Source organism: Vibrio sp. 10N (assembly GCF_036245475.1).
Taxonomy (GTDB): Bacteria; Pseudomonadota; Gammaproteobacteria; order Enterobacterales; family Vibrionaceae; genus Vibrio.
Genome location: NZ_BTPM01000001.1, coordinates 2,325,725 through 2,349,027, shown reverse-complemented (window position 1 = coordinate 2,349,027; position 23,303 = coordinate 2,325,725). Strand labels below are relative to the sequence as shown.

General features: G+C 47.0%; 20 protein-coding genes. 15 read left to right on the top strand and 5 right to left on the bottom strand.

Annotation, left to right across the window (positions count from 1 at the left end):
* Positions 1 to 372 precede the first annotated feature (372 nt).
* Positions 373 to 3,321: a ribonuclease E gene (gene rne / locus AAA946_RS10920; protein WP_338164883.1), complete on the bottom strand. Its 2,949-nt coding sequence runs from the start codon at positions 3,319 to 3,321 to the stop codon at positions 373 to 375.
* Positions 3,322 to 3,936: 615 nt separating this feature from the next.
* Here rne and rluC point away from each other — a divergent pair.
* Complete coding sequence (rluC, locus tag AAA946_RS10915) at positions 3,937 to 4,884, top strand: 23S rRNA pseudouridine(955/2504/2580) synthase RluC (RefSeq protein WP_338164882.1); 948 nt, start codon at positions 3,937 to 3,939, stop codon at positions 4,882 to 4,884.
* A gap of 62 nt (positions 4,885 to 4,946) precedes the next feature.
* On the opposite strand, the gene AAA946_RS10910 is transcribed toward rluC, so the two are convergent.
* Positions 4,947 to 5,531, bottom strand: coding sequence for a Maf family protein (locus AAA946_RS10910; protein ID WP_338164881.1), 585 nt, complete (start codon positions 5,529 to 5,531; stop codon positions 4,947 to 4,949).
* A 135-nt stretch (positions 5,532 to 5,666) separates the two neighbouring features.
* On the opposite strand from AAA946_RS10910, the gene yceD reads away from it, so the two are divergent.
* The 14 genes from yceD (at position 5,667) to ptsG (ending at position 18,133) form a co-directional block, all read left to right on the top strand.
* Positions 5,667 to 6,194, top strand: coding sequence for a 23S rRNA accumulation protein YceD (gene yceD / locus AAA946_RS10905; protein ID WP_112460434.1), 528 nt, complete (start codon positions 5,667 to 5,669; stop codon positions 6,192 to 6,194).
* 44 nt (positions 6,195 to 6,238) lie between these two features.
* Positions 6,239 to 6,409 (top strand): 50S ribosomal protein L32, encoded by a 171-nt coding sequence (gene rpmF, locus AAA946_RS10900; RefSeq protein ID WP_031493499.1) that lies wholly within the window; start codon positions 6,239 to 6,241, stop codon positions 6,407 to 6,409.
* A gap of 9 nt (positions 6,410 to 6,418) precedes the next feature.
* Positions 6,419 to 7,444: a phosphate acyltransferase PlsX gene (gene plsX / locus AAA946_RS10895; RefSeq protein WP_338164880.1), complete on the top strand. Its 1,026-nt coding sequence runs from the start codon at positions 6,419 to 6,421 to the stop codon at positions 7,442 to 7,444.
* Between the two features lie 5 nt (positions 7,445 to 7,449).
* Complete coding sequence (locus tag AAA946_RS10890; protein ID WP_112478343.1) at positions 7,450 to 8,400, top strand: beta-ketoacyl-ACP synthase III; 951 nt, start codon at positions 7,450 to 7,452, stop codon at positions 8,398 to 8,400.
* A gap of 57 nt (positions 8,401 to 8,457) precedes the next feature.
* Positions 8,458 to 9,381, top strand: a complete 924-nt coding sequence (gene fabD / locus AAA946_RS10885) for an ACP S-malonyltransferase (protein WP_338164879.1) — start codon at positions 8,458 to 8,460, stop codon at positions 9,379 to 9,381.
* 17 nt (positions 9,382 to 9,398) lie between these two features.
* Positions 9,399 to 10,133 carry a 3-oxoacyl-ACP reductase FabG gene (gene fabG / locus AAA946_RS10880; RefSeq protein ID WP_338165821.1) on the top strand — a complete coding sequence of 245 codons (735 nt, stop codon included), beginning with the start codon at positions 9,399 to 9,401 and terminating at the stop codon, positions 10,131 to 10,133.
* Between the two features lie 162 nt (positions 10,134 to 10,295).
* Positions 10,296 to 10,529 (top strand): acyl carrier protein, encoded by a 234-nt coding sequence (gene acpP, locus AAA946_RS10875; RefSeq protein WP_004406112.1) that lies wholly within the window; start codon positions 10,296 to 10,298, stop codon positions 10,527 to 10,529.
* Between the two features lie 96 nt (positions 10,530 to 10,625).
* A complete protein-coding gene (gene fabF, locus AAA946_RS10870; protein ID WP_112460437.1) occupies positions 10,626 to 11,867 on the top strand; it encodes a beta-ketoacyl-ACP synthase II in 1,242 nt (413 codons plus the stop codon).
* 83 nt (positions 11,868 to 11,950) lie between these two features.
* Entirely contained in the window at positions 11,951 to 12,757 is an 807-nt protein-coding gene (gene pabC, locus AAA946_RS10865; RefSeq protein ID WP_338164878.1) for an aminodeoxychorismate lyase, read from the top strand.
* Complete coding sequence (gene mltG, locus AAA946_RS10860) at positions 12,751 to 13,767, top strand: endolytic transglycosylase MltG (RefSeq protein WP_338164877.1); 1,017 nt, start codon at positions 12,751 to 12,753, stop codon at positions 13,765 to 13,767. The genes pabC and mltG overlap by 7 nt, the downstream gene beginning before the upstream one ends.
* Positions 13,764 to 14,396, top strand: coding sequence for a dTMP kinase (gene tmk, locus AAA946_RS10855; protein ID WP_338164876.1), 633 nt, complete (start codon positions 13,764 to 13,766; stop codon positions 14,394 to 14,396). The genes mltG and tmk overlap by 4 nt, the downstream gene beginning before the upstream one ends.
* Before the next feature lie 8 nt (positions 14,397 to 14,404).
* A complete protein-coding gene (gene holB / locus AAA946_RS10850) occupies positions 14,405 to 15,367 on the top strand; it encodes a DNA polymerase III subunit delta' (protein ID WP_338164875.1) in 963 nt (320 codons plus the stop codon).
* Positions 15,368 to 15,476: 109 nt separating this feature from the next.
* A complete protein-coding gene (locus tag AAA946_RS10845) occupies positions 15,477 to 16,244 on the top strand; it encodes a TatD family hydrolase (RefSeq protein WP_338164874.1) in 768 nt (255 codons plus the stop codon).
* A gap of 455 nt (positions 16,245 to 16,699) precedes the next feature.
* The gene (gene ptsG / locus AAA946_RS10840) at positions 16,700 to 18,133 is read left to right on the top strand and encodes a PTS glucose transporter subunit IIBC (RefSeq protein WP_338164873.1); all 1,434 of its coding nucleotides are present in this window, start codon (positions 16,700 to 16,702) and stop codon (positions 18,131 to 18,133) included.
* A gap of 93 nt (positions 18,134 to 18,226) precedes the next feature.
* On the opposite strand, the gene AAA946_RS10835 is transcribed toward ptsG, so the two are convergent.
* The 3 genes from AAA946_RS10835 to mfd all read right to left on the bottom strand — a co-directional run bounded on the left by AAA946_RS10835 (position 18,227) and on the right by mfd (position 23,298).
* Positions 18,227 to 18,778, bottom strand: a complete 552-nt coding sequence (locus AAA946_RS10835) for a GNAT family N-acetyltransferase (protein WP_338164872.1) — start codon at positions 18,776 to 18,778, stop codon at positions 18,227 to 18,229.
* 119 nt (positions 18,779 to 18,897) lie between these two features.
* Positions 18,898 to 19,716, bottom strand: a complete 819-nt coding sequence (locus AAA946_RS10830; protein ID WP_338164871.1) for a peptidoglycan binding protein CsiV — start codon at positions 19,714 to 19,716, stop codon at positions 18,898 to 18,900.
* A gap of 126 nt (positions 19,717 to 19,842) precedes the next feature.
* Positions 19,843 to 23,298: a transcription-repair coupling factor gene (mfd, locus tag AAA946_RS10825; protein WP_338164870.1), complete on the bottom strand. Its 3,456-nt coding sequence runs from the start codon at positions 23,296 to 23,298 to the stop codon at positions 19,843 to 19,845.
* Positions 23,299 to 23,303: the final 5 nt, after the last annotated feature.

The following is a 23,303-nucleotide window of genomic DNA, read 5'->3' as shown; positions in this document are numbered from 1 at the left end:
TACTTATGTTGTTGGGTTAATATCCATTTCATCCAGCACACATTCGACATTTAAACTGTGTCATCTGTATTAACAGCGAGTAAAAAAGGCTAATCGAGCGTTACTGATTATGAGTATTGGCTCATAATTAAGGTGTATTGTAAATGAAACAATCAAAGTCGGGCATGCTACCTAATTGTCTCCAGAAGTTCAATATTGAAACAAATTGTTATGCCAAATACCTTAGGAATAGTTGTTAGACCACCAGACTTCTCGAGATATTTGCGGTGAGGGCTTTAGAGCGGTGAAGAGACGGCAACCATTGGGAAATAAAAAGGGCTGCCAATTGGCAGCCCTTGGTTTTCAGATTAACCGCTAATCACACCGTTGTGATCAGTAGTTTGGTTTGGTCATTGCCGCAGATGCTGAATTCGTCGCAACTTGACTACCCGCACCTTTAGGCTGGTAACGCTCGGCTTTTGCTGGCGCAGCGTTGATGATGATCTCACCTAGCTCTTGTTTACCTTCGGCTTTTGCCATTGGTGCACTAGCATGACCTTTAGCCGTTGCTTTAGCAGGAGCAGTTTCTTTAGGCTCAGGAACTTTAACTGGCGCTTCTGCAACTGGCGCAGCTTTGACTGCCGGTTCTGCAGCTACTTCAGCTTCAACAACCGGAGCTGTTTCTACTGCTTTCGGAGCTTCAGCAATGACTGGCGCTTCTACTACTGCTGTTTCAACGACAGGAGCTTCCACAACTTCAGCTACTGCAACGGGTTCTGGCGTAGCGACTGGCTCAGGCTTACGCATAACGATGACTTTCCCCATCGCCATTTCAGGCATCGCCATACCGGTTACTGCTACCGCAGGCGTTTCGATCACTTCCGCTTGTGGCTTCGCTTTTGGTTTTGGTTTCACAATACCGTAGCTTGGCATCACTTTACCCATTGCCATCTCTGGTGATGCAACACCACCTTTACGCAGGCGGAATGGGTTAGGACGACGATCACGACCGCGACGACGACGTTGACCACTTGCACGTAGGTGACGTGGTGAGCGACGGTTACGACGTTGCTTGCCTTCCTCTTTAGCACCCGCTTCAGTTGACGCTTCTGGTGTTTGCGGTTTCTCTGCTGGCACTTGAGCAGCTGCAGCAGCTTGTTGCTGTGCTTCTAACTCTTCTTGCTTCGCATTTTGGTCTTTCACGCGAACTTGTTTAGTCAGCTTGCGACGTTGACGACGCTCTTTAACTTTTGCGGTTTTTTCTTCAGAGCGTGGTGCTTTTTTCTCTGCTTGAACATCCGCAGCAATTTGCTTGCCTTGCTCTTCTACCTTCGACTTGTTAGCTGCTTCGTCGCGTTTCTTATTACGACGGTCTTGCTGCTTGTTACGACGGTTTTGAGGTTTGCGTGGCTCTTGAGCGTTGCTTTGCGTCTCTTTCTCTTCTTCGCGGTCACGGTTAGGTTTGTTACGACGATTTTTGTTGCGATCGTTGTCACGAGTCTCTTTGTTGTTGCGACGACGCTGATCGTTGTTGCGGTTACGGCGCGAACGATTGTGGCGATTCTTGTTTTCTTCTTTCTTCTCTGGCTCTTTCTTTTCAGGCTCTGGTGAAGCGAATAGTGAGCTAATTGCAGAAAGAATACGTGAGAACAGACCTGGTTTTTCAACCTTTGGCTCAGCTGCTGGTTTCTTCTTCTCCGGTGCTTTTGGCGCTGGTGTTGGCGCGCTTTGCGTTGGTGTTGCGAAACCTTGCAGTGCTGGTTGTTCAATCTTACGTGGTTTGATGTCTGACTCGCCCGCTTCTTTAGCTTCTGCTTCACGCAGTGCTTCGAGTTTCTTCGGAAGTAGGTAAGACAGAAGATCTTGCTCTTCACCTTCACGTACACGGATAACCTCAAAGTGCGGTGTTTCCATGTCTGAATCAGGTACGATAGTGATCTTCACTTCTTGAACGCGCTCGATGTGGTTAATTGAGCGGCGCTTCTCATTGAGTAGGTAAGAGGCGATAGGCACAGGCACAATCGCTAAAGCCTGCGATGTGTTGTCCTTAAGCGCTTCTTCTTCAATCAGACGCAATACAGAAAGTGCTAGAGATTCGTTGTCACGAACCACACCAGTACCGCTACAGCGAGGACAGATGTGGTGGCTAGCTTCAGCCAACGATGGGCTTAGGCGCTGGCGTGACATTTCTAGTAGACCAAAGCGAGAAATACGACCAATTTGAACGCGGGCACGATCGATACGAACAGCTTCGCGTAGGCGGTTCTCAACCTCACGTTGGTGACGTACTGGCGTCATATCGATGAAGTCGATAACAACGAGACCACCCAAGTCACGAAGGCGTAATTGACGTGCAATTTCGTCTGCCGCTTCCAAGTTGGTGTTGAGTGCTGTCTCTTCGATGTCACTACCTTTAGTCGCACGAGCTGAGTTGATATCGATTGAGGTAAGTGCCTCTGTCGGATCGATAACAATGGAACCACCAGATGGTAGGCGAACTTCACGCTGGAAAGCCGATTCGATTTGGCTCTCGATTTGGTAATGGCTAAATAGCGGTACTTCGTTGTCGTACTTTTTCACGCGGTTTACGAAGTCTGGGCGAACCAGTTGAATATGCTGGCGTGCACGTTCGTAAATCGTGTTGCTATCAATTAGGATTTCACCAATATCTCGACGTAGATAATCACGAAGCGCACGGACGATCACGTTACTTTCTTGGTGGATTAGGAACGGAGCAGGGTTTTGGTCTGCAGCGCCCTTAATGTTTTCCCAGTTGTTTAGAAGGAAGCGTAGATCCCACTCAAGCTCTTCGGCACTTTTACCAACGCCCGCAGTACGGACGATAAGGCCCATACCTTGCGGTAGCTCAAGAGTGCTAAGTGCAGCTTTTAGCTCAGTACGCTCTTCACCTTCGATGCGACGAGAAATACCGCCGGCACGTGGGTTATTAGGCATAAGAACTAAGTAACTACCTGCTAGAGAGATGTACGTTGTCAGAGCAGCACCTTTGCTGCCACGCTCTTCTTTTTCAACTTGCACGATCACTTCTTGGCCTTCGCTCAATACATCTTTGATGCTTGGGCGGCCTTGATAGGTGTAACCTTCAGGGAAGTATTCTTTGGCAATTTCTTTAAGAGGGAGGAAACCGTGGCGTTCGGCGCCGTAGTCAACGAATGCAGCCTCTAGGCTAGGCTCAACTCGAGTGATACGTCCTTTGTAGATATTTGCTTTCTTTGACTCGTGACCAGGACTTTCGATATCAAGATCGAACAGTTTTTGGCCGTCAACCAAAGCAACACGCAACTCTTCTTTTTGAGTTGCGTTGATTAACATTCTTTTCATTACAGAAATTCTCGTTGTATTTTCTTTGTTTTCATCATTGCTCTTGTCACAGGTTTCGTAACTCGCGGTGCCTGATCCCATGGCTTTATTTAATGCAGCCTCCCGGCTGGAAGGGATGCTCGTGGGCACTACAGTCATCACACAAGGCTGAGGCTGTGTGATCCGCATCTCTGGCGGTATTACTCAAACACGAGTACGTGAGTAGGTGACAAGGAAGACTTAGCTTTCAACGTCTTATGCCAGTTGCTGCGTTTCAATACTAAGCGGTCTACTCAAGATTTAGTTTCGCAAAGATATTAGCGATAAATGGTAAATCGAATCTAATTACCCATTGCAGCTGTGAACTATAGCAGCGCAACGAAATATCAGCAATCAGCTTTAGTGTAAACCACAGAAAAAAACCAAGCTTTTGTGCTGTCTGTATGGTTAATGTACTGATTTTAATAATCAAAATAACGCAGTTATGAATAAGGGGTAAGTGGTGGCTAAATTTTATCCACAACTTGTCCAGCCAACGCTCTCTCGCCAGTTTTGATGTCAGTCACAGGAATCCTTACCGAATACCGCAAAGAGAAAGCGTTCTTTTCTTCGCACTTTGGGTGTTATAATAGCGAAATGAGTGAAATTAGAACAAAAGTCCAGTTCGTCGACATTGATGACGATATGGCTGGTCAACGCATAGATAACTTCTTGCGTAACCAACTAAAGAATATCCCTAAAAGTGTTGTGTACCGCATCGTGCGCAAGGGGGAAGTGCGGGTCAATAAGAAGCGCGTTAAGGCTGAATATAAGCTGCAAGCGGGAGACTTAGTTCGTATTCCACCAGTGACATTGGAAGAGAAAGAGCAAGAAGCCCCGCTTAACACCAATCTAAATCGCGTCGCGGCACTGGAATCACAGATTATCTACGAAGATGATCATATGTTGATTCTTAATAAACCGTCAGGACTTGCGGTTCATGGCGGTAGTGGTCTCAAGTTTGGTGCGATTGAAGCGTTGCGAGCACTAAGGCCACAGGCGCGTTTTCTAGAGCTGGTTCACCGTATAGATCGAGATACATCGGGTATTTTGCTGGTTGCAAAAAAGCGTTCTGCTCTGCGTCACCTGCAAGCTCAGTTCCGAGAGAAAACGGTGCAGAAGTACTACTTCGCTCTGGTCATGGGTAAATGGAAGCCAAGTTGTAAGGTGGTCAAAGCGCCGCTGCTTAAAAACGAAGTGAACAGCATTGTGAGAGTGAACCCAAACGGTAAACCTTCGGAAACCCGATTTAAAGTTCTCGCTTCATATGAACAAGCGACCTTGATCCAGGCGAGCCCGATAACAGGTCGTACTCACCAGATACGTGTTCATACTCAGTATACTGGTCATCCTATTGCGTGGGACGACCGTTATGGTGACCGCCGTTTTGATGCGTATACGGCTAAAGTAGGTTTGGATCGTTTGTTCCTCCACGCTGCGAACATTATTTTCACCCATCCGGGTAAGGATGAGCGAATGGAAATTCACGCGGAGATGGAACCTAAGCTTCAAAAAGCACTCGATAAGCTTAAGTCGATGTCTTGAGGTTAGTGAGTTCTATTAATGAGCGAAGCCAAGTTGGCTTCGCTTTTTTAATGGGGCGTTAACTAGCTTAGAGGAGAGAGGCCGTGCTTATCGAGCATGGTCACCAAATCGATCAGAGGGAGGCCGACCAGTGTGTTTGGGTCTTTTCCCTCTAGGGCGCTGAACAGGCTAATACCAAGTCCTTCGCTTTTGAAGCTGCCGGCACAATAGTAGGGCTGCTCGAGATCAACGTAACGTTCAATCTGCGTTTGGTTCAGCACTCTAAAGGTAACATCAAAGGTGTCGACCGTGACATCACATTCGCCGGTGTTCGTATTGACGACCGCAAGACCAGTGTAGAAACGAATGGTTTTGCCACTTTGTTGACTGAGTTGGCGTATGGCCGTTTCGCGATCAAGAGGTTTGCCGATAATGTGCCCGTCAATCACACACACTTGATCGCTGCCAATAATAAGCGCATTGGTTTCGTTTTGTAGTGCGCGTGCTTTTTCCAACGCGAGGCGCTGGACCAATTGCGAGGCAGACTCGTCACAATGAGCGGTTTCGTCTGTTTGCGGAGCGATTGCCTCAAAGGAAAGGCCTAACTTCGCCAGTAGCTCGGCACGGTAAGGGGAGGTTGAGGCTAAAATGAGTCTTATGGATTTCATTTTCGGTTCAGTTTTTTTATCATAATTGCAGTTTCTAGACATATTGATAGATTCTTAATCTGTAGGCAAAAAAAGTACAACTTTTTCGCCTTTTTCTTTGACTAAATCCGTTTTGGAAGATAATATTCGCGCCCTATGCAAAAGGTAAAAATACCGCGAAGTGTTGACCCGGGTAAGACGGCACAAAAAAGACTCGACTATGATGGCATCATCCAAGTCAGCCTTTTTAAGCGTCTACACGAGTCAGTTAGTAGCGTAAAACGCGATGCTGAAGTGACATTGTCCTTTGGGCATGATGAACAGCGACTCGTTGTTATCTCTGGTAAAGCTAACATCGAAGTTGATTTGGAATGTCAGCGTTGTAATGAGATTTTCACACACTTGTGTGAAGTCCAATTCACTTATACTCCTTATTACAGTGAGAAAAGTGAAGAGGAAGCACCGGAAGATTATGATTTGGTAGATCTTAATGAGTACGGTGAGGTCGATCTCATACAATTAGTTGAAGACGAGTTCATCTTAAACCTGCCTCAAGTCGCAATGCACGATATAGCAGACTGTAGCGTTGACTCAAACAACATGGTTTTTGGAGATATTCCGGAAGAGGTTCCAGAAGAAAAGCCAAATCCATTTGATGTTTTAAAGAGCTTAAAGCGTGAGTAGCTAAAGTTACTGACGTTTAAATTACTAACATAGGAGTAGGGTCCATGGCCGTACAAAAAAGCAAGAAGTCACGTTCTATGCGTGGCATGCGTCGTTCACATGATGCGCTAACTTCAGCTGCACTATCTGTAGACGCAACTTCAGGTGAAACTCACCTACGTCACAATGTGACTGCTGACGGTTACTACCGTGGCAAAAAGGTTATCAACAAGTAAGGTTGACCTTTGCATAATATAACCGTTGCACTTGATGCAATGGGCGGGGACTTCGGTCCTTCCGTAACAGTGCCTGCCGCCGTGCAGGCACTGTCGCATTTCCCAGAGCTAAAAGTGGTGCTTGTTGGCGACGCGCCGTCAATAAACACGCAACTCAAACAGTTAGGTTACCAACGCAGCCCTCGCCTTGAGGTGATGCACAGTGACCGAGTCATTTCGAATTCCGAAAAGCCTTCCTTCGCCTTGAGAAACAGTCACGATACGTCGATGCGTATTGCCCTTGATCTGGTTGAATCAGAACACGCAGATGCGTGTGTCAGTGGCGGTAATACCGGTGCACTGATGGCATTGTCACGCTATCGCCTCAAGCTTCTTCCCGGAATTGATAGACCAGCGCTCGTTTCGGCATTACCAACAAAATCAGGCCATAAGACCTGGATGTTAGACTTAGGCGCTAATGCGTCGGTGGATGCGGATTCCTTATTTCAATTTGCCGTCATGGGCAGTGCGCTTGCTGAGCAGCATTTGGGACGCAGTCCACGTGTTGCCATTCTTAATATCGGTGCTGAAGAAATTAAAGGTAACGATCTTGTCAAACGTTGCTCAGAAATGCTGACACAATGCCCATCCATTAACTATATTGGATTCGTCGAAGGCAATGAGCTTCTGAGTGGCAGCGCAGATGTCATCGTCTGTGACGGGTTTGTGGGCAATACCACATTAAAAGCGTGTGAAGGTACAGCCCAGTTTGTTTTGGACAAACTCAAAGCTAAATTGGCCACGTCGACTCTTAAGGGGTGGCTTGCCAGATTGTTGTTTTCTGACATGTTAAGTGAAGTAAAAGCACTGAACCCCGACCAGTATAACGGGGCAAGTTTGTTAGGATTGCGCGGCATTGTCATAAAAAGCCACGGAAGCGCTGATATTTCGGCGCTTGTTAATGCGATAGGCGAAGCGGTTCACGAGGTCAAGCGCCAAGTGCCAAACCAAATTAGCGATCGTCTAGAAGCAGTGTTACTCGAGAGGCAGTATTAGTCTTCATGTATAGCAAAATTTTAGGTACGGGCAGCTACCTGCCGTCTCAGATCCGCACCAATGCCGATCTAGAGAAAATGGTAGACACGACAGATGAATGGATTGTCACTCGCACAGGTATTAAAGAACGACGCATTGCCGCCGAAGACGAAACCGTCGCGGATATGGGCTATGAAGCGTCGCTGAAAGCGATTGAAATGGCGGGTATCGATAAAAACGATATCGATCTGATTATTGTTGCAACAACGAGTAGTAGCCACGCATTTCCGTCGTCTGCGTGTCAAGTTCAGGCAAAACTTGGTATTCAAGGTTGTCCTGCATTTGATATGGCGGCAGCATGTACTGGCTTCGTCTACGCGCTGTCAGTCGCGGATCAACATATTCGCTCAGGCATGTGTAAAAACGTGTTGGTGATCGGTTCAGATTGTCTATCAAAAACTGTTGAAGAGATTGATCGCTCTACTATTATTTTGTTTGGCGATGCTGCAGGCGCTGTCGTACTTGGTGCGAGTGAAGAGCCTGGAATCATCTCGACGCATCTTTATGCGGATGGTCGATTTGGTGATTTGCTTAGCCTTGAAATGCCAGTACGTGGCGGTGAGCTGGACAAATGGCTCAACATGTCTGGTAACGAAGTATTTAAAGTAGCGGTTACTCAGTTGTCGAAGTTGGTAAAAGACACCCTTGCAGCCAATGGAATGAGCAAAGAAGATCTCGATTGGTTGGTGCCTCATCAAGCGAATTATCGCATTATCGCTGCGACAGCGAAGAAACTCGGCATGTCGATGGATCAGGTTGTACTGACACTTGACCGTCACGGCAACACGTCAGCCGCTACTGTTCCAACTGCGCTCGATGAAGCGGTTCGAGACGGTAGAATTAAGCGTGGGCAGAACCTTCTATTAGAAGCGTTTGGTGGTGGGTTTACTTGGGGTTCGGCGCTGGTTCGCTTCTAACTCCACTCATACCGAGCGATTTAAAAGTCACAGATTGCGTTGTTTAAGGAAATAACGATGAGTAATTTTGCAATCGTGTTCCCTGGTCAGGGTTCACAAACAGTTGGCATGCTAGCAGAGCTAGGTGAGCAACATGAGATCGTGAAAGCAACTTTTGCTGAAGCTTCAGAAGCACTGGGTTACGACCTTTGGGCATTGGTTCAAAACGGTCCAGCGGAAGATCTAAATCAAACACATCGCACGCAGCCTGCACTGTTAGCTTCTTCAGTAGCTATCTGGCGTGTATGGCAGGAGCAAGGTCTTGCTCAGCCAGCACTAGTAGCAGGTCACAGTCTAGGTGAGTATTCTGCACTTGTATGCGCAGGTGTGATTGACTTCAAAGAAGCGATCAAGCTTGTTGAGCTTCGTGGTCAATTGATGCAAGAAGCGGTACCTGCAGGTGTTGGTGCAATGTATGCGATCATCGGTTTAGATGACGAATCTATCGCTAAAGCGTGTGAAGAAGCAGCGCAAGGCGAAGTGGTTTCTCCTGTAAACTTCAACTCACCAGGTCAGGTCGTTATCGCGGGTAACAAAGCTGCTGTTGAGCGCGCTGGTGCATTGTGTAAAGAAGCGGGTGCGAAACGTGCACTGCCGCTACCTGTGTCGGTACCTTCTCACTGTGCGCTAATGAAACCAGCAGCTGAAAAGCTAGCAGTGGCACTAGAAGCGATTGAGTTCGCCGTACCATCTGTTCCTGTTATCAACAACGTTGATGTTGCGACAGAAACTGATCCTGCAAAAATTAAAGATGCGCTAGTACGCCAGCTACATAGCCCAGTTCGTTGGACTGAAGCTGTAGAGAAGATGAGCGAGCAAGGCGTTGAGAAACTGCTAGAGCTTGGCCCTGGTAAAGTTCTTACAGGTCTAACAAAACGTATTGTTAAGACATTAAGTGCTGCAGCGGTAAACGATGCTGCGTCACTTGAAGCTGCAAAATAAAAAGGAATCCAATAATGATGAACCTTGAAGGCAAAATTGCCTTAGTAACAGGTGCTAGCCGTGGTATCGGTCGCTCAATCGCCGAGCTACTCGTTGAGCGCGGTGCAACGGTAATTGGTACGGCTACGTCAGAGAACGGCGCAGCAGCAATCAGTGAATACCTAGGTGAGAATGGTAAAGGTCTGGCGTTGAACGTTACAGATACCGACTCAATCGAAGCAGTTCTAAAGCAAATTAACGAAGAATTTGGTGCAATCGATATTCTTGTTAACAATGCAGGTATTACTCGTGATAACCTTCTTATGCGTATGAAGGACGATGAGTGGACTGATATCATGGACACTAACCTAACGTCTATCTTCCGCCTATCAAAAGCTGTACTGCGTGGCATGATGAAGAAGCGTCAAGGCCGTATTATTAACGTCGGTTCTGTAGTAGGCACTATGGGTAATGCTGGCCAAACCAACTACGCCGCAGCAAAAGCGGGTGTCATTGGTTTTACTAAGTCTATGGCGCGTGAAGTGGCTTCTCGTGGTGTGACGGTGAACACAGTAGCCCCTGGTTTTATCGAAACAGACATGACAAAAGCACTGAATGATGAGCAACGAGCTGCTACACTAGCGAACGTGCCTGCAGGTCGTTTGGGTGACCCTCGTGAAATCGCTTCAGCTGTTGCATTTCTTGCATCGCCAGAAGCGGCATACATCACAGGTGAGACTCTTCATGTAAATGGTGGCATGTACATGGTTTGATCTGTGCAACATTTGTGCATGATTTAAGTCAAAAATGTGCTGAATTTCGGTTAAATTCGCTAAAATTGTGGTTTGACCAGCAAGGACCCCCTTGCAACTTTCAACAGTTCGAATAAACTACGGAAACATCGCATAGAGCGAAATCTGTAAAGGAAAATTAAAATGAGCAACATCGAAGAACGCGTAAAGAAAATCATTGTTGAACAGCTAGGTGTAGACGAAGCAGAAGTTAAAAACGAAGCTTCTTTCGTTGACGATCTAGGTGCTGACTCTCTAGACACAGTTGAGCTAGTAATGGCTCTAGAAGAGGAATTCGACACTGAGATTCCTGACGAAGAAGCTGAGAAGATCACTACTGTTCAAGCTGCTATCGACTACGTAAACAGCGCTCAGTAATATCTCTTTCTAGGCGGCCACCATGGCCGCCTGTGTTTTTTTAAAACGTCTTCTATCCTTTCAAAATAGAATCACAAATATCCCGGAGAAAAAATCGTGTCCAAGCGTCGTGTTGTTGTCACTGGCATGGGTATGTTGTCACCGGTAGGCAACACCGTAGAATCTTCATGGAAAGCCCTTCTTGAGGGCAAGAGTGGTATCGTAAATATTGAACATTTCGATACAACCGATTTCTCAACTCGTTTCGCAGGCTTAGTTAAAGACTTTGACGGCAGTGAGTACGTGTCTAAAAAAGATGCTAAGAAAATGGATTTGTTTATCCAGTACGGCATCGTGGCAGGTATGCACGCTCTTAAAGACTCTGGTCTAGAAGTCACACCAGAAAACCAGCACCGTATCGGTGTTGCGATTGGTTCTGGTATTGGCGGTCTTGACCTCATCGAAGCGGGACATCAAGCGTTGGTATCGAAAGGCCCTCGTCGCGTAAGTCCTTTCTTTGTTCCTTCGACTATTGTAAACATGGTTGCTGGCCAACTTTCTATTCTTGCTGGGTTACGTGGTCCTAACATCGCTATTTCAACAGCATGTACTACAGGTTTGCATAACATCGGCCATGCAGCGCGCATGATTGCATACGGCGATGCGGAAGCTATGGTTGCAGGCGGCTCTGAGAAGGCGTCTACACCACTAGGTATGGCTGGCTTTGGTGCGGCTAAGGCACTGTCAACTCGTAACGATGAGCCTCAGAAAGCATCTCGTCCGTGGGATGTGGATCGCGACGGTTTCGTACTAGGTGATGGCGCGGGCATGATCGTACTGGAAGAGTACGAGCACGCGAAAGCACGTGGTGCTAAGATCTACGCAGAGCTTGTTGGCTTTGGTATGAGCGGTGACGCTTACCACATGACCTCTCCAAGCGAAGATGGCTCTGGTGGCGCACTAGCAATGGAAGCCGCACTTCGTGATGCAGGTCTTACTGGCGAACAAATCGGTTATGTAAACGCACACGGTACATCAACACCTGCGGGTGACGTGGCTGAAATCAAAGGCATTAAACGTGCACTTGGTGAAGAAGGCTCGAAGAAAGTACTGGTATCGTCAACAAAATCAATGACAGGTCACCTTCTTGGTGCTGCGGGTTCTGCTGAGGCGATCATCACGATCATGTCTTTGGTTGACCAAATCGTGCCACCAACGATTAACCTAGATAATCCAGACCCAGAGATCGATGTGGACCTAGTCCCACATACTGCGCGCAAAGTGGAAATGGAATACGCACTGTGCAACTCGTTCGGTTTTGGCGGTACAAACGGCTCACTTATCTTTAAAAAGATGTAATATCTATTCATTGAGATAAGAGACTTGAATTTAAACGGCTTGATGCTTAGCATTGAGCCGTTTTGTTATTTTAAGGGAACAGTATGTACTGGCGAGATGGCCAACCCGTCGAAAGGATTTCGGTGAGTGACAGAAGTTTTCAATACGGTGACGGCTGCTTTACAACCATTCTAACCAAAGATGGCAAACTTCAGCTTTGGGCGCAGCACGTCAAGCGCATGGAGCACGCTCTGCGGCAATTAGCTATCGACCCTGTCGATTGGAACGCTTTGCGTGACGATATTGAAAACCGAGCGCTGCCCGATCCACAAGCAGGCATCAAGCTGCACGTCAGTCGCGGTGAAGGTGGTCGAGGGTACAGCGCGCAAGTGCATCGAGGACCTTTCGTTACGATAAGCTGTTTCGAATATCCGCAAAACTATGATGAACTTCGTGAAAATGGTATAGAAATGACAATTTCCGAAGTTAAGCTTGGTCATAGTCCAATCTTAGCGGGTTTAAAACACAATAACCGGCTTGAGCAGATCCTTGCAAAATCAGATGTTGAAAATGCCGGCTATCTTGATGGTATCGTCCTCGACTTTAAGGGTAACGTCATCGAAACTACGATGGCGAACCTGTTTTGGGTGAAAGGCAAGCAAGTGTTTACTCCCGAGCTGTCACTCGCGGGGGTTTCTGGTGTCATGCGTGAGCAAGTATTAGAACTATTGAACGCACTTGGGCAGTCCGTTACCGTCGATCACTTTACTGCTGAGACGCTCCTTGATGCCGATGAGGTTTTCGTTACCAATTGTATTCTAGGGGTTGCGCCCGTCACTAAAATTAGGGAAGTTGAGTTTTCTAAAGGCTCACTAACAAAACAGATCCAGGAGAAGTTAAGTCTGTGCTAAAGAAGTTTGTAGTATTCGTCATCTTGCTAGGTGCTATCGCCGCTGGTGGCTTTGTATATGTGAAAAATAGTGTCGCAAAATTTATCGCGCAACCACTCAACATTGAGCAGGCCGAATTAGTCACGGTTAAGCGTGGCAACAGCCTCAACACGCTCATCGCAACGTTTGTCGATAATCGATGGATAGCGCCGACGGATTTCGAGCAGCTCGTGCGCCGTTTTCATCCTGAGCTTACTCAAATTAAAGTCGGAACCTTTGAGCTCACTCCGGGGATGACATTTGAGCAGGCCATCAATGAGATCATTCACGGCAACGAATATCAACTAGCCATCACGTTTATCGAAGGCTCTACTTTTAAAGAGTGGCGTCAGCAATTTGCCACTGCGGAGCACCTTGAGCATGCAACCGAAGCCATGACGGAAGCGGAGATTGCTGCTTCTCTTGGGGTTGAACATGAACGACTTGAAGGTTTATTCCTTGCCGAAACGTATCACTATTCGGTAGGTGATAGCGATCTGGATATCTTAAAACGTGCTAACAGCAAGCTTGAAAAAATACTCAATGCGAGCTGGGAGCAGAAACAAGAGAAACTGCCGTTAAAAAATCAGTACGAAGTGCTAATTTTAGCCTCAATCATTGAAAAAGAGACCTCGGTTCCGTCTGAGCGTGAACGTGTTGCTGCGGTGTTTGTGAACCGACTCAACAAGGGTATGCGTCTGCAAACCGACCCTACCGTTATCTACGGTATGGGTGATAGATACGATGGTAACATTCGAAAGAAAGATCTTCGCGAGCGTACCCCTTATAACACTTACGTTATAAACGGTTTGCCGCCAACTCCAATTGCAATGCCAGGTAAAGCCTCTATCATGGCTGCAGTGAATCCAGAAGACAGCAACTATTTATATTTCGTTGCGAGCGGTACGGGTGGCCACGTCTTTTCTAAGAATTTGCGTGACCATAATCGAGCGGTCCAACAGTATTTAAAACAATTAAGAAGTCGAAAATGAACCAAGGTAAATTCATTGTTATCGAGGGCCTAGAGGGCGCTGGTAAAAGTTCAGCCATTAACGTTCTGCGCGAAGAACTTGAGCTAGCAGGCATACAACAGATAGAAAATACCCGAGAGCCAGGGGGAACCGTACTCGCTGAAAAAATGCGTGCCTTGGTAAAAGAAGAGCAGCCTGGCGAAGCACTCCAGGATCGTTCTGAGCTCCTATTGATGTATGCTGCGCGCATTCAGCTTGTAGAGACGGTAATCAAACCTGCTTTAGCCGAGGGAGCGTGGGTAATCGGCGATCGTCACGATCTGTCGTCGCAAGCTTATCAGGGTGGGGGCCGTGAAATTGATGCCCACATCATGTCGTCATTGAAACAGATTGCGCTGGGCAGCTTTAAGCCGGACTTCACCTTGTACTTGGACATTGAGCCACGCTTAGGTTTAGAACGTGCTCGTGGACGCGGTGAACTGGATCGAATTGAAAAAATGGATATCAGCTTTTTTGAGCGTACGCGTGAGCGATACTTAAACTTGGCGAGTGAAGACTCAAGCATTATCACCATTGACGCCAGCCAAGAGATCCAAGCAGTTCAAGCCGACATTCGTCAAGCTGTAAAAACTTGGCTAGCCCAGCAATAGGAAAAGTCATGCAAGCGTATCCATGGCATATCACGACTTGGCAGCAACTCAAGTCTAACTTGGAGCAAGATCATATCCCCGGAGCAATGCTATTGCAGGCTACGCCGGGCCTTGCTCCACAAGCTTTGATAGAGCGCTATGTAAGTGGCCTGATGTGCGAGAATGACGCATCAGAGCCCTGTGGCTTCTGTCATGCTTGCAGCTTGCTTAGTTCCGAGTCTCACCCGGACGTACACATCGTTTTACCGGAAAAAGACAAAAAGAACCTTTCGGTTGAACAGATCCGTCAGGCTAATAAGTGGGCGTTGGAGTCGTCGCAGTTTGCGGGTTATCGAGTGATTGTGATCCCTCATGCTGAACGTATGAACCTATCAGCGTCAAATGCTTTGCTAAAAACGTTGGAAGAGCCACCTAGAGCGTGTGTGTTTATTCTCTCTACAGACAATGCTCAGCGTTTGTTACCAACGATAAGAAGCCGCTGTGAAGTCTGGACGCTGCCTGCACCATCTCAGAAAAGTGCCTGTGAGTGGGTTGGTCAGCAGTTGAACAAAGACGTATCACCTCGGGTGGCTTACCTTTGTCAGAGTGAGCCTTTAGTGATGAAGGCGTTTATTGAGCAAGGGCATGAGAAAGTCTTTACCACGTTACTGGATTCATTTATCCAGTTGGCAACCAGCGCACAAGTCGATGTCTCGACGCTGTTGACGACTTTAACCAAGAGTGATGTGGCTGTGGATATCCAGCTTTCATGGCTTTGGTTAGTGTTAATGAGTGCCCAAAAGCAGGCGCTTGGCGTGGACGATGACACGACGATTTCAGAGGCAAAGCAATTAGCAGTGCATTTTGACTATCAAACCCTGTTTCAGCAAGCAGAAGCGCTAGCCGAGTTAAAACAACAGCTTTCAATGTCTAGTGGGCTGAACACGGACTTGCTGGTGACTAACTGGCTGTATAGTTTCCACTCTGCTTAACTCTCAATACGGTTTTGGTCTACTCTTGTTGGTAGGCCAAAATCGAATATCGCTTTGTATAGCCACTCATTTATCCCCTTTTTATTCTAAGTAAATCAAGTAAATTATTATGTTTGTAGATTCTCACTGCCATCTCGATAAGCTCAATTATGACGAGCTTCATGATGGCCTCCAAGATGTACTGAATAAAGCGAAAGCCGCCAATGTGGAACAGTTACTATCGGTAGGTGTTACGCTTGATTCGTTTCCTGCCATGATGGAACTTATCCAGCCTTATCCACAGATCATGGCCTCTTGTGGCGTTCATCCTCTTGATGTAGAGAGTGATTTCTCGCTCGATCAGTTTAAACGCTATGTAGCCGATGAACGCGTGGTGGCAGTCGGAGAAACGGGACTTGATTATCACTACAAGCCAGAGACCGCAGACTTACAGAAACTTCGCTTTGAGCAGCAAGTTGATGTGGCCGTGGAAGTGAACAAACCGCTGATTATACACACTCGAAACGCACGCCAAGACACGCTCGATATTCTTAAAAATGGCCGTGCTGAACGCTGCGGTGGGGTTATTCATTGCTTTACGGAAGATCTTCCTTTTGCTAAAGCAGCAATGGAGTTGGGCTTTTATATTTCCATTTCTGGCATTGTGACGTTTAGGCAGGCGAAAGAGCTCAAGGAAGTTGTCAAGCAGTTGCCGTTAGAGCGTCTATTAATAGAAACGGATTCGCCCTATTTAGCGCCAATTCCACACAGAGGAAAAGAGAACCAACCGGCTTATGTAGTGGAGGTTGCAGCCTATATTGCCCAGCTCAAAGGGGTATCATTGACTGAGGTTGCTGAAAAAACCAGCAAAAACTACCGCGATCTTTTTTTGAAGTAGGAAATAACAAATCGGATACATTTGGTCACTAAAGGCACAGATAGTGCCTTTTTTATTGAAAAAAATTGAAGAATTCAAAAAAAGTTAATGTTAACGATTTCTGTTGAGAAAAAAGAAGTGATTCTGCACAAACTGTAATTATGTTACGTAAAATAACTTAGTGGCCTATTTTATTCACCCAGTAAAATTAATTGATATAAATATAAAAACTATATATATCAATTGCTTATACCTACTGAAAACCATTACACAGGGCGATTTGAAACGTGATCCATGCAGAGTTTTGAAACTAAATTTCGTAAGTGTGTAGAAACCATGAGGGCCATCAAGATATATTTAGAGGCAGAAAATATAATTCGAATCGTGGTTACATTTTCTATGGGTGCTAACATTTAGGCTACGGGGGTGTGCCGTTAGAGCCCATAAATACTAATAACTTTATCAGGAGCATAAACATGTTTAAGAACCTTTTTGCTAACCTGCAAAAAGTTGGTAAGTCTCTGATGCTGCCAGTATCGGTACTACCAGTTGCAGGTATTCTTCTCGGGGTAGGTGCTGCCAACCTTGGCTTCATTCCAGATGTGGTTTCTAACCTTATGGAACAAGCTGGTGGTTCAGTGTTCGGCCAAATGGCGTTGCTATTCGCTGTAGGTGTAGCACTTGGCTTTACTAACAACGACGGTGTAGCTGGTCTTGCTGCTATCGTTGGTTACGGCATCATGACTGCAACGCTAAGCGTTATGGCTGGTGTTATGGGCGTTGACAAAATCGATACAGGTGTACTTGGTGGTATCCTTGTCGGTGGTGTTGCTGCATGGGCATTCAACCGTTTCTTCAAGATCCAACTTCCAGAGTATCTTGGCTTCTTCGCTGGTAAGCGTGCAGTGCCAATCATCACTGGTTTCTCTGCGATCGCTCTAGGTATCGTTCTATCTATCGTTTGGCCACCAATTGGTGCGGCAATCGGTTCATTCTCACACTGGGCTGCAGAGCAGAACCCACAACTAGCATTCGGTATCTACGGTGTTGTTGAGCGTTCTCTAATCCCATTCGGTCTACACCACGTTTGGAACGTACCATTCTTCTTCGAAGCAGGTACTTGTGTGAACGCTGCAGGCGAAACTCAAAACGGCGTACTAACTTGTTACCTAGTTGCAGACGAAGCGTCTCGTGCTGCTGGTAATGGCTTCGGTCAGCTAGCGGGTGGTTACATGTTCAAGATGTTCGGTCTACCAGCTGCTGCAATCGCTATTGCACACTGTGCTAAGCCTGAGAACCGCGCTAAAGTTATGGGTATCATGGCTTCTGCTGCTCTAACATCGTTCCTAACAGGTATCACTGAGCCAATCGAATTCTCATTCCTATTCGTAGCTCCAGTACTGTACGGAATCCACGCTCTACTAGCTGGTTCTGCATACGTTGTTGCAAACACAGTAGGCTTCGTACACGGTACATCATTCTCACACGGCCTAATCGACTTCCTAGTTCTATCTGGTAACTCTCAGAAGATCGGTCTAATGGTTGGTATCGGTCTAATCTACGCGGCTATCTACTACTTCGTATTCCGTACAGTTATCACAGCTATGGATCTTAAGACTCCAGGTCGTGAAGACGAAACTGAAGAAGCAGGTGCAGCAGTTTCTGGTAACGAAATGGCTGGTGAGCTAGTTGCAGCATTCGGCGGTAAAGCAAACATCACAGGTCTAGATGCATGTATCACACGTCTACGTGTTGCTGTAGCAGACACTGAAATCGTTGACCAAGACAAGCTTAAGCAACTTGGTGCTGCGGGTGTTGTTGTAGTATCTGGTGGTGTTCAAGCTATCTTCGGTACTAAGTCTGACAACCTGAAAACAGACATGGATGAGTGGATTCGTAACCACGGCTAATCAGCTCACTCCAAACTGAAATAAAAAAGGAAGCCTAGGCTTCCTTTTTTTTGATCTGAAATTGGTAAATGTCAAAAGTGTCGAAAGGTAAAGCTACGAATTACGCGTACTTGGTGTGAGTGAATACACCATCCCTGCTTTTGGTTGACCATTAAATATATAGCGATTCTCCGCAGTACATTCAAAAGTGGCACCTAAACGTTCCGCAAGCTGATGACTAGGGAGGTTTCTTGGGTCACAGACGATTTCTAGCCGTGTTAGAAGCAAGTGCACAAAGGCAAACTCGATAAGTGCGTCCATCGCTTCAAGCGCATAGCCTTGATGCTGAGCGACATCTTTTAGCCAGTAGCCTAAACTACCCATATTGAAGGTATGGTAAAACTCATTGAACGCAACCATGCCAAGAAACTCATTGCTATCACGAGTAAATAGTGCAAAGCCAAACGAGTTCGCTTTGACCCAATTCAGACGCGTCGCGCTGATAAAGTCTATTGCTTCACTTTCAGTGTAATCAGGGTGGCACCAGTCAATCCATTGGTGAAGTGACGGTGAGGTTTTGATGGCGTTAGCAAGCTGTGGCGCTTCTTCTGGCGTGAGCAGGCGTAAGCACAAACGTTTGGTGTAGATAGTGTAATTGATGTTCATAGCCAGAGTATAAACCGAAGTTCGACTCAGATCCCAGAGTGATGCGGCGCTTTGAATATTAACGAAGTGGAAAGCAAAAAAAGACCCGCATTGCGGGCCTTTTGATGTAAAGCGGGGGATTAATTCTCGACGCGTCTCACTTGAATAATCATGCCCATTAACGGGTGATCGAGATAATGCGTTTCACTGCTACGCATACGACGTTTTTGATCGAGGCGATAGTCTTTTAAGAACGTCAATGTTTCACGTTGAGGCTCAATGGCTTCTAGGTTACCAGCGATGACGTTACTGTCTTGTTGAGGCGCGTCTAAACCAGTTTCCGCAGTGGCATCATCTGATACGTCTACTACCGCTTCTGGTGCCTCGGTGAGTGGCGCTTCAATAATTACGTCTTTGGTGCTTGGTGATTTAAGGTCAAGCTGAGCTTCGGCGTAAAGATAGTGCTGAACGTAAATCTGCAGCTTTCCATCTAATTCATAAAGCGGCTTATCGATAGCTTGCTCTGTCACACCCTCAACTGGTGATGTTGTGTTACTTAGGCGACCTTTTTCTGTGCCATCAGAGTAGAACTCGGTAGAGTAGTCTTTACCAGCACGAAGGTGGAAGACAGGTGCAGAACCTTTGCCATTATCACCTTGGCGCCATGCTTTATGTAGTAGCACGGTATAACCGGCGTGGTTCTTAAGCTTGTTGGCTTCTTCGTTCAATTGAAAAGAGGCTGTCGGTAACACGGTGACATTTTTCGACGCACGGTAGCTGGCATCGTTAAGGGAGCCGGCGCGACTGAAATCAATTTCTGGCATCTCATTCGGCCATGATTCATTCACTTTTTCAGGATTGACGGCGCGCTTAAAAACGATCACTTCTATGTCAAATTGTCTCTGTGCCAAGCTTGGCATTGAGACCAATAGGAGTAGCAGTGGGATCAGCTTTTTCATTGTTTCTCCATTGATGGCCACTGTCGGTGAGTGGAACCCAGTATATCAATTAATACAAAGTGTTGCCGAAACAATTTGTGCCATTCATCAGCTTTATGTTTCGGCAAGCCTCAGCTTGGCTGTTACTTAGGCCGTTATTCGATTGGCCTCAAACTCGTCAAGCATGCTGTTCAAGTAATTCAAGCGTTTGCGGCGGTCGGTTAATGACTCCATAAACTTGAACTTAGTTGGCCCTTCCATCGCGAACTTAGTTGGCTGAGCTTGCAGTAGTTTAACCAAGAAGGCAGGGTTAATGTCAGCGTCTGGATAAAACTCAATATAGCCGCCTTTATCATGAGCTTCTACTTTCTTCACTTTTAGGTTACCACCACGAAGCTTCATTTTTGCGACTTCGAGTAAGTGTTTTGCTGCGTCTGGAAGTAGGCCAAAGCGATCAATGAGCTCGACTTTAAGTTCATTAAGCTCGTCGTTATGACTTACACTGGCGATGCGTTTATACATAGACAGGCGAGTATTGATGTCTGGAATGTAGTCGTCCGGCAGTAACGCAGGAATGCGCAGCTCAACTTCTGTTTGTTCACGAAGCAGGTCATCCAACGAGGGCTCTCGACCTTCTTTTAGCGCTTCCACAGCTTGCTCAAGCATTTCCATGTACAAAGAGAAGCCAACGGATTGAATTTGACCGCTTTGCTCATCACCCAGCAGTTCACCCGCTCCACGAATTTCGAGATCGTGGGTGGCCAGGGTAAAGCCTGCTCCAAGATCTTCGAGTGACGCAATGGCATCCAAACGCTTAATCGCATCCTTGGTCATGGCTTTAGGGTGCGGTGTAAGTAGGTACGCATAGGCTTGGTGGTGTGAGCGACCAACACGACCGCGAAGCTGGTGCAATTGCGCCAGACCTAAGTTGTCGGCTCTGTCCATAATAATGGTGTTGGCGGTGGGGACATCAATACCGGTTTCAATGATGGTCGTACATACCAGCAAATTGAACCGTTGGTGGTAGAAATCGTTCATCACACGCTCAAGTTCTCTTTCTCGCATTTGACCATGAGCGACGGTGACTCGCGCTTCAGGTACCAGCTTTTCAAGGTCGGCAGCGACTTTTTCAATCGTTTCGACTTGATTGTGCAGGAAGTAGACCTGACCACCACGCATGATCTCGCGCAGGATCGCTTCTCTTACCACACTGTCTTCGCTCTGGCGTACAAATGTTTTGATTGCAAGGCGTCTTGCTGGCGGTGTGGCGATGATTGATAAGTCACGCATACCACTCATGGCCATGTTTAATGTTCTTGGGATTGGTGTCGCCGTAAGCGTGAGAATGTCCACATCAGCGCGCATTGCTTTGACTTTCTCTTTTTGACGCACACCAAAGCGGTGCTCTTCATCTACGATCAGCAGACCTAAATCTTTGAATCGAATATCACTGGATAGTAGCTTATGGGTACCAACGACGATATCGACTTTGCCGTCGGCGACATCTTGTAAAATGGCTTTTTGCTCTTTTGCTGACTTAAAGCGTGACAGCACTTCTACTCGAATTGGGAGGTTGGCAAAGCGGTCGCGGAAGTTCTCAAAGTGTTGCTGGGCAAGTAGGGTGGTAGGGACTAAAACCGCCACCTGCTTGCCATTGTCAGTGGATACAAAGGCCGCTCGCATTGCGACTTCTGTTTTACCAAAACCTACATCACCACAAACGAGGCGATCCATCGCTTTCGGCTGACACATGTCAGACATGACGGCGTTGATAGCCTGAGCTTGATCGTCTGTTTCCTCAAACGGGAAACCAGCCTTGAAAGTCGCGTATTGGTCGCGGTCTAGTTTGAATTTATGCCCAGGTTTGAGTTCGCGTTTCGCATACACATCAAGCAGCTCTGCGGCGACATCGCGCACTTTCTCAGCAGCTTTACGGCGCGCTTTCGCCCACGCTTCACCGCCAAGTTTGTGGAGCGGCGCCGACTCCTCTGCGCCTCCTGAATATCGGCCAATAAGATTTAGCGAAGCAACAGGGACGTAAAGTTTAGCGTCATTTTGATATTCGAGCGTCACGTACTCTGTTGTCATGCCGCCCGCTTCAAGAGTCTGCAAGCCAACATAGCGGCCGATACCGTGGTCGATGTGAACAACAGGTTGTCCTGGCTTGAGTTCTGCCAGATTGCGTATAACGGTATCGCTGTTGATCGAGCGTTTTTCTTTTTTACGACGCTGAATAACGCGATCGCCAAGCATGTCACTTTCACAAATGAGCGCAAAGTTATCTTGATAGATAAAGCCGTGCTCACATTGGCCAATGATGAGCGTAAATCGGTCACCAGAATCCAATGCATCAGTAAGATTTGCTCGTTCTACTGGTCGAAGCTTGATGCGGTGTAACAGTTCAAGTAGCGCTTCACGGCGACCTTCTGACTCCACCGAAAACACGATTTTACCGTTAAATTGCTCAGTAAACTGACGAATTTGGGCCATTGGTTCTTTGAGCTGATGCTGAACGCTAATATCCGGCAGGGCCTCGATCGGCGTGTTGATACGGCCGGATTTTTCCTCGATGGCATCGCTGTGGTATTGCAGTTGCGGATATTGCTTTAAACGAGCAAAAAATTCGTCTTTTTCAAGCCACAGTTCTTTTGGCGTGAGCAATGGTCGAAGTGGGTCGACCTTGCGCTGCTCATAGCGGGTGTCCACATCGGCAAGGAAGCTATCGACGGCTGTTTCGACGTCGCCCACCATGATGATTTGTGAGTCATCACTAACATAATCGAATAGGGTTTCAGTGTGGTCGAAAAACAGCGGTTGCCAGTACTCGATACCTGCAGGCCAAGTCCCTTTACTCACTTGCATGTAGATCGACTCAGGCTCGCGTCTAGCATCAAATTGTTGACGCCAACGAGTTCGAAACTCTTCAATGGCGTCTTTAGTGGTAGGAAATTCGTGTGCAGGCAATAGACGAATTTCTGATATGTCTTCAATGGAGCGTTGATTCTCAGGATCAAAGGTACGAATAGTGTCTATCTCATCGTCAAAAAAGTCGATGCGATAAGGGGCTGAGCTGCCCATTGGATATAGGTCTAGAATGGAGCCTCGACTGGCATATTCGCCCGGGCCAAACACTTGGTCAACGTGGCGGTAGCCGGAGTGTTCTAGTTGAGACCTTAATTTATCTAGGGAAAACAGATCGCCAGTTTTCACCATTAAGGTGTGCTGCATCAGGTAGTCACGGGGACTTTGTCTTTGCAGCAAAGTGCTAACCGGTACTATGGTGATACCACTGGCTTGTTGCGGCAATGCGTATAGCCTAGCAATACGATCCGAAATAATATCTTGATGCGGTGAGAAGTTGTCGTAAGGCAACGTCTCCCAATCAGGGAACAGCGCGACACCACCAGAGTAGAACTGTTCCAGTTCACCATGCAGTTTCAAGGCCAGCTGTGGGTCGGGGACAACCAATAAGGTGTGCTGGTTGTGTGCTAAGGCGTGTTCACCAATCGACAGCGCCATTGCACCGCCAATCAGGTTACCGAGGTGTTTTTTGTCACCTTTGCCCTGTGGGGCATTCAGTGGAAGTAAGGGAGAATGACTCATAATGA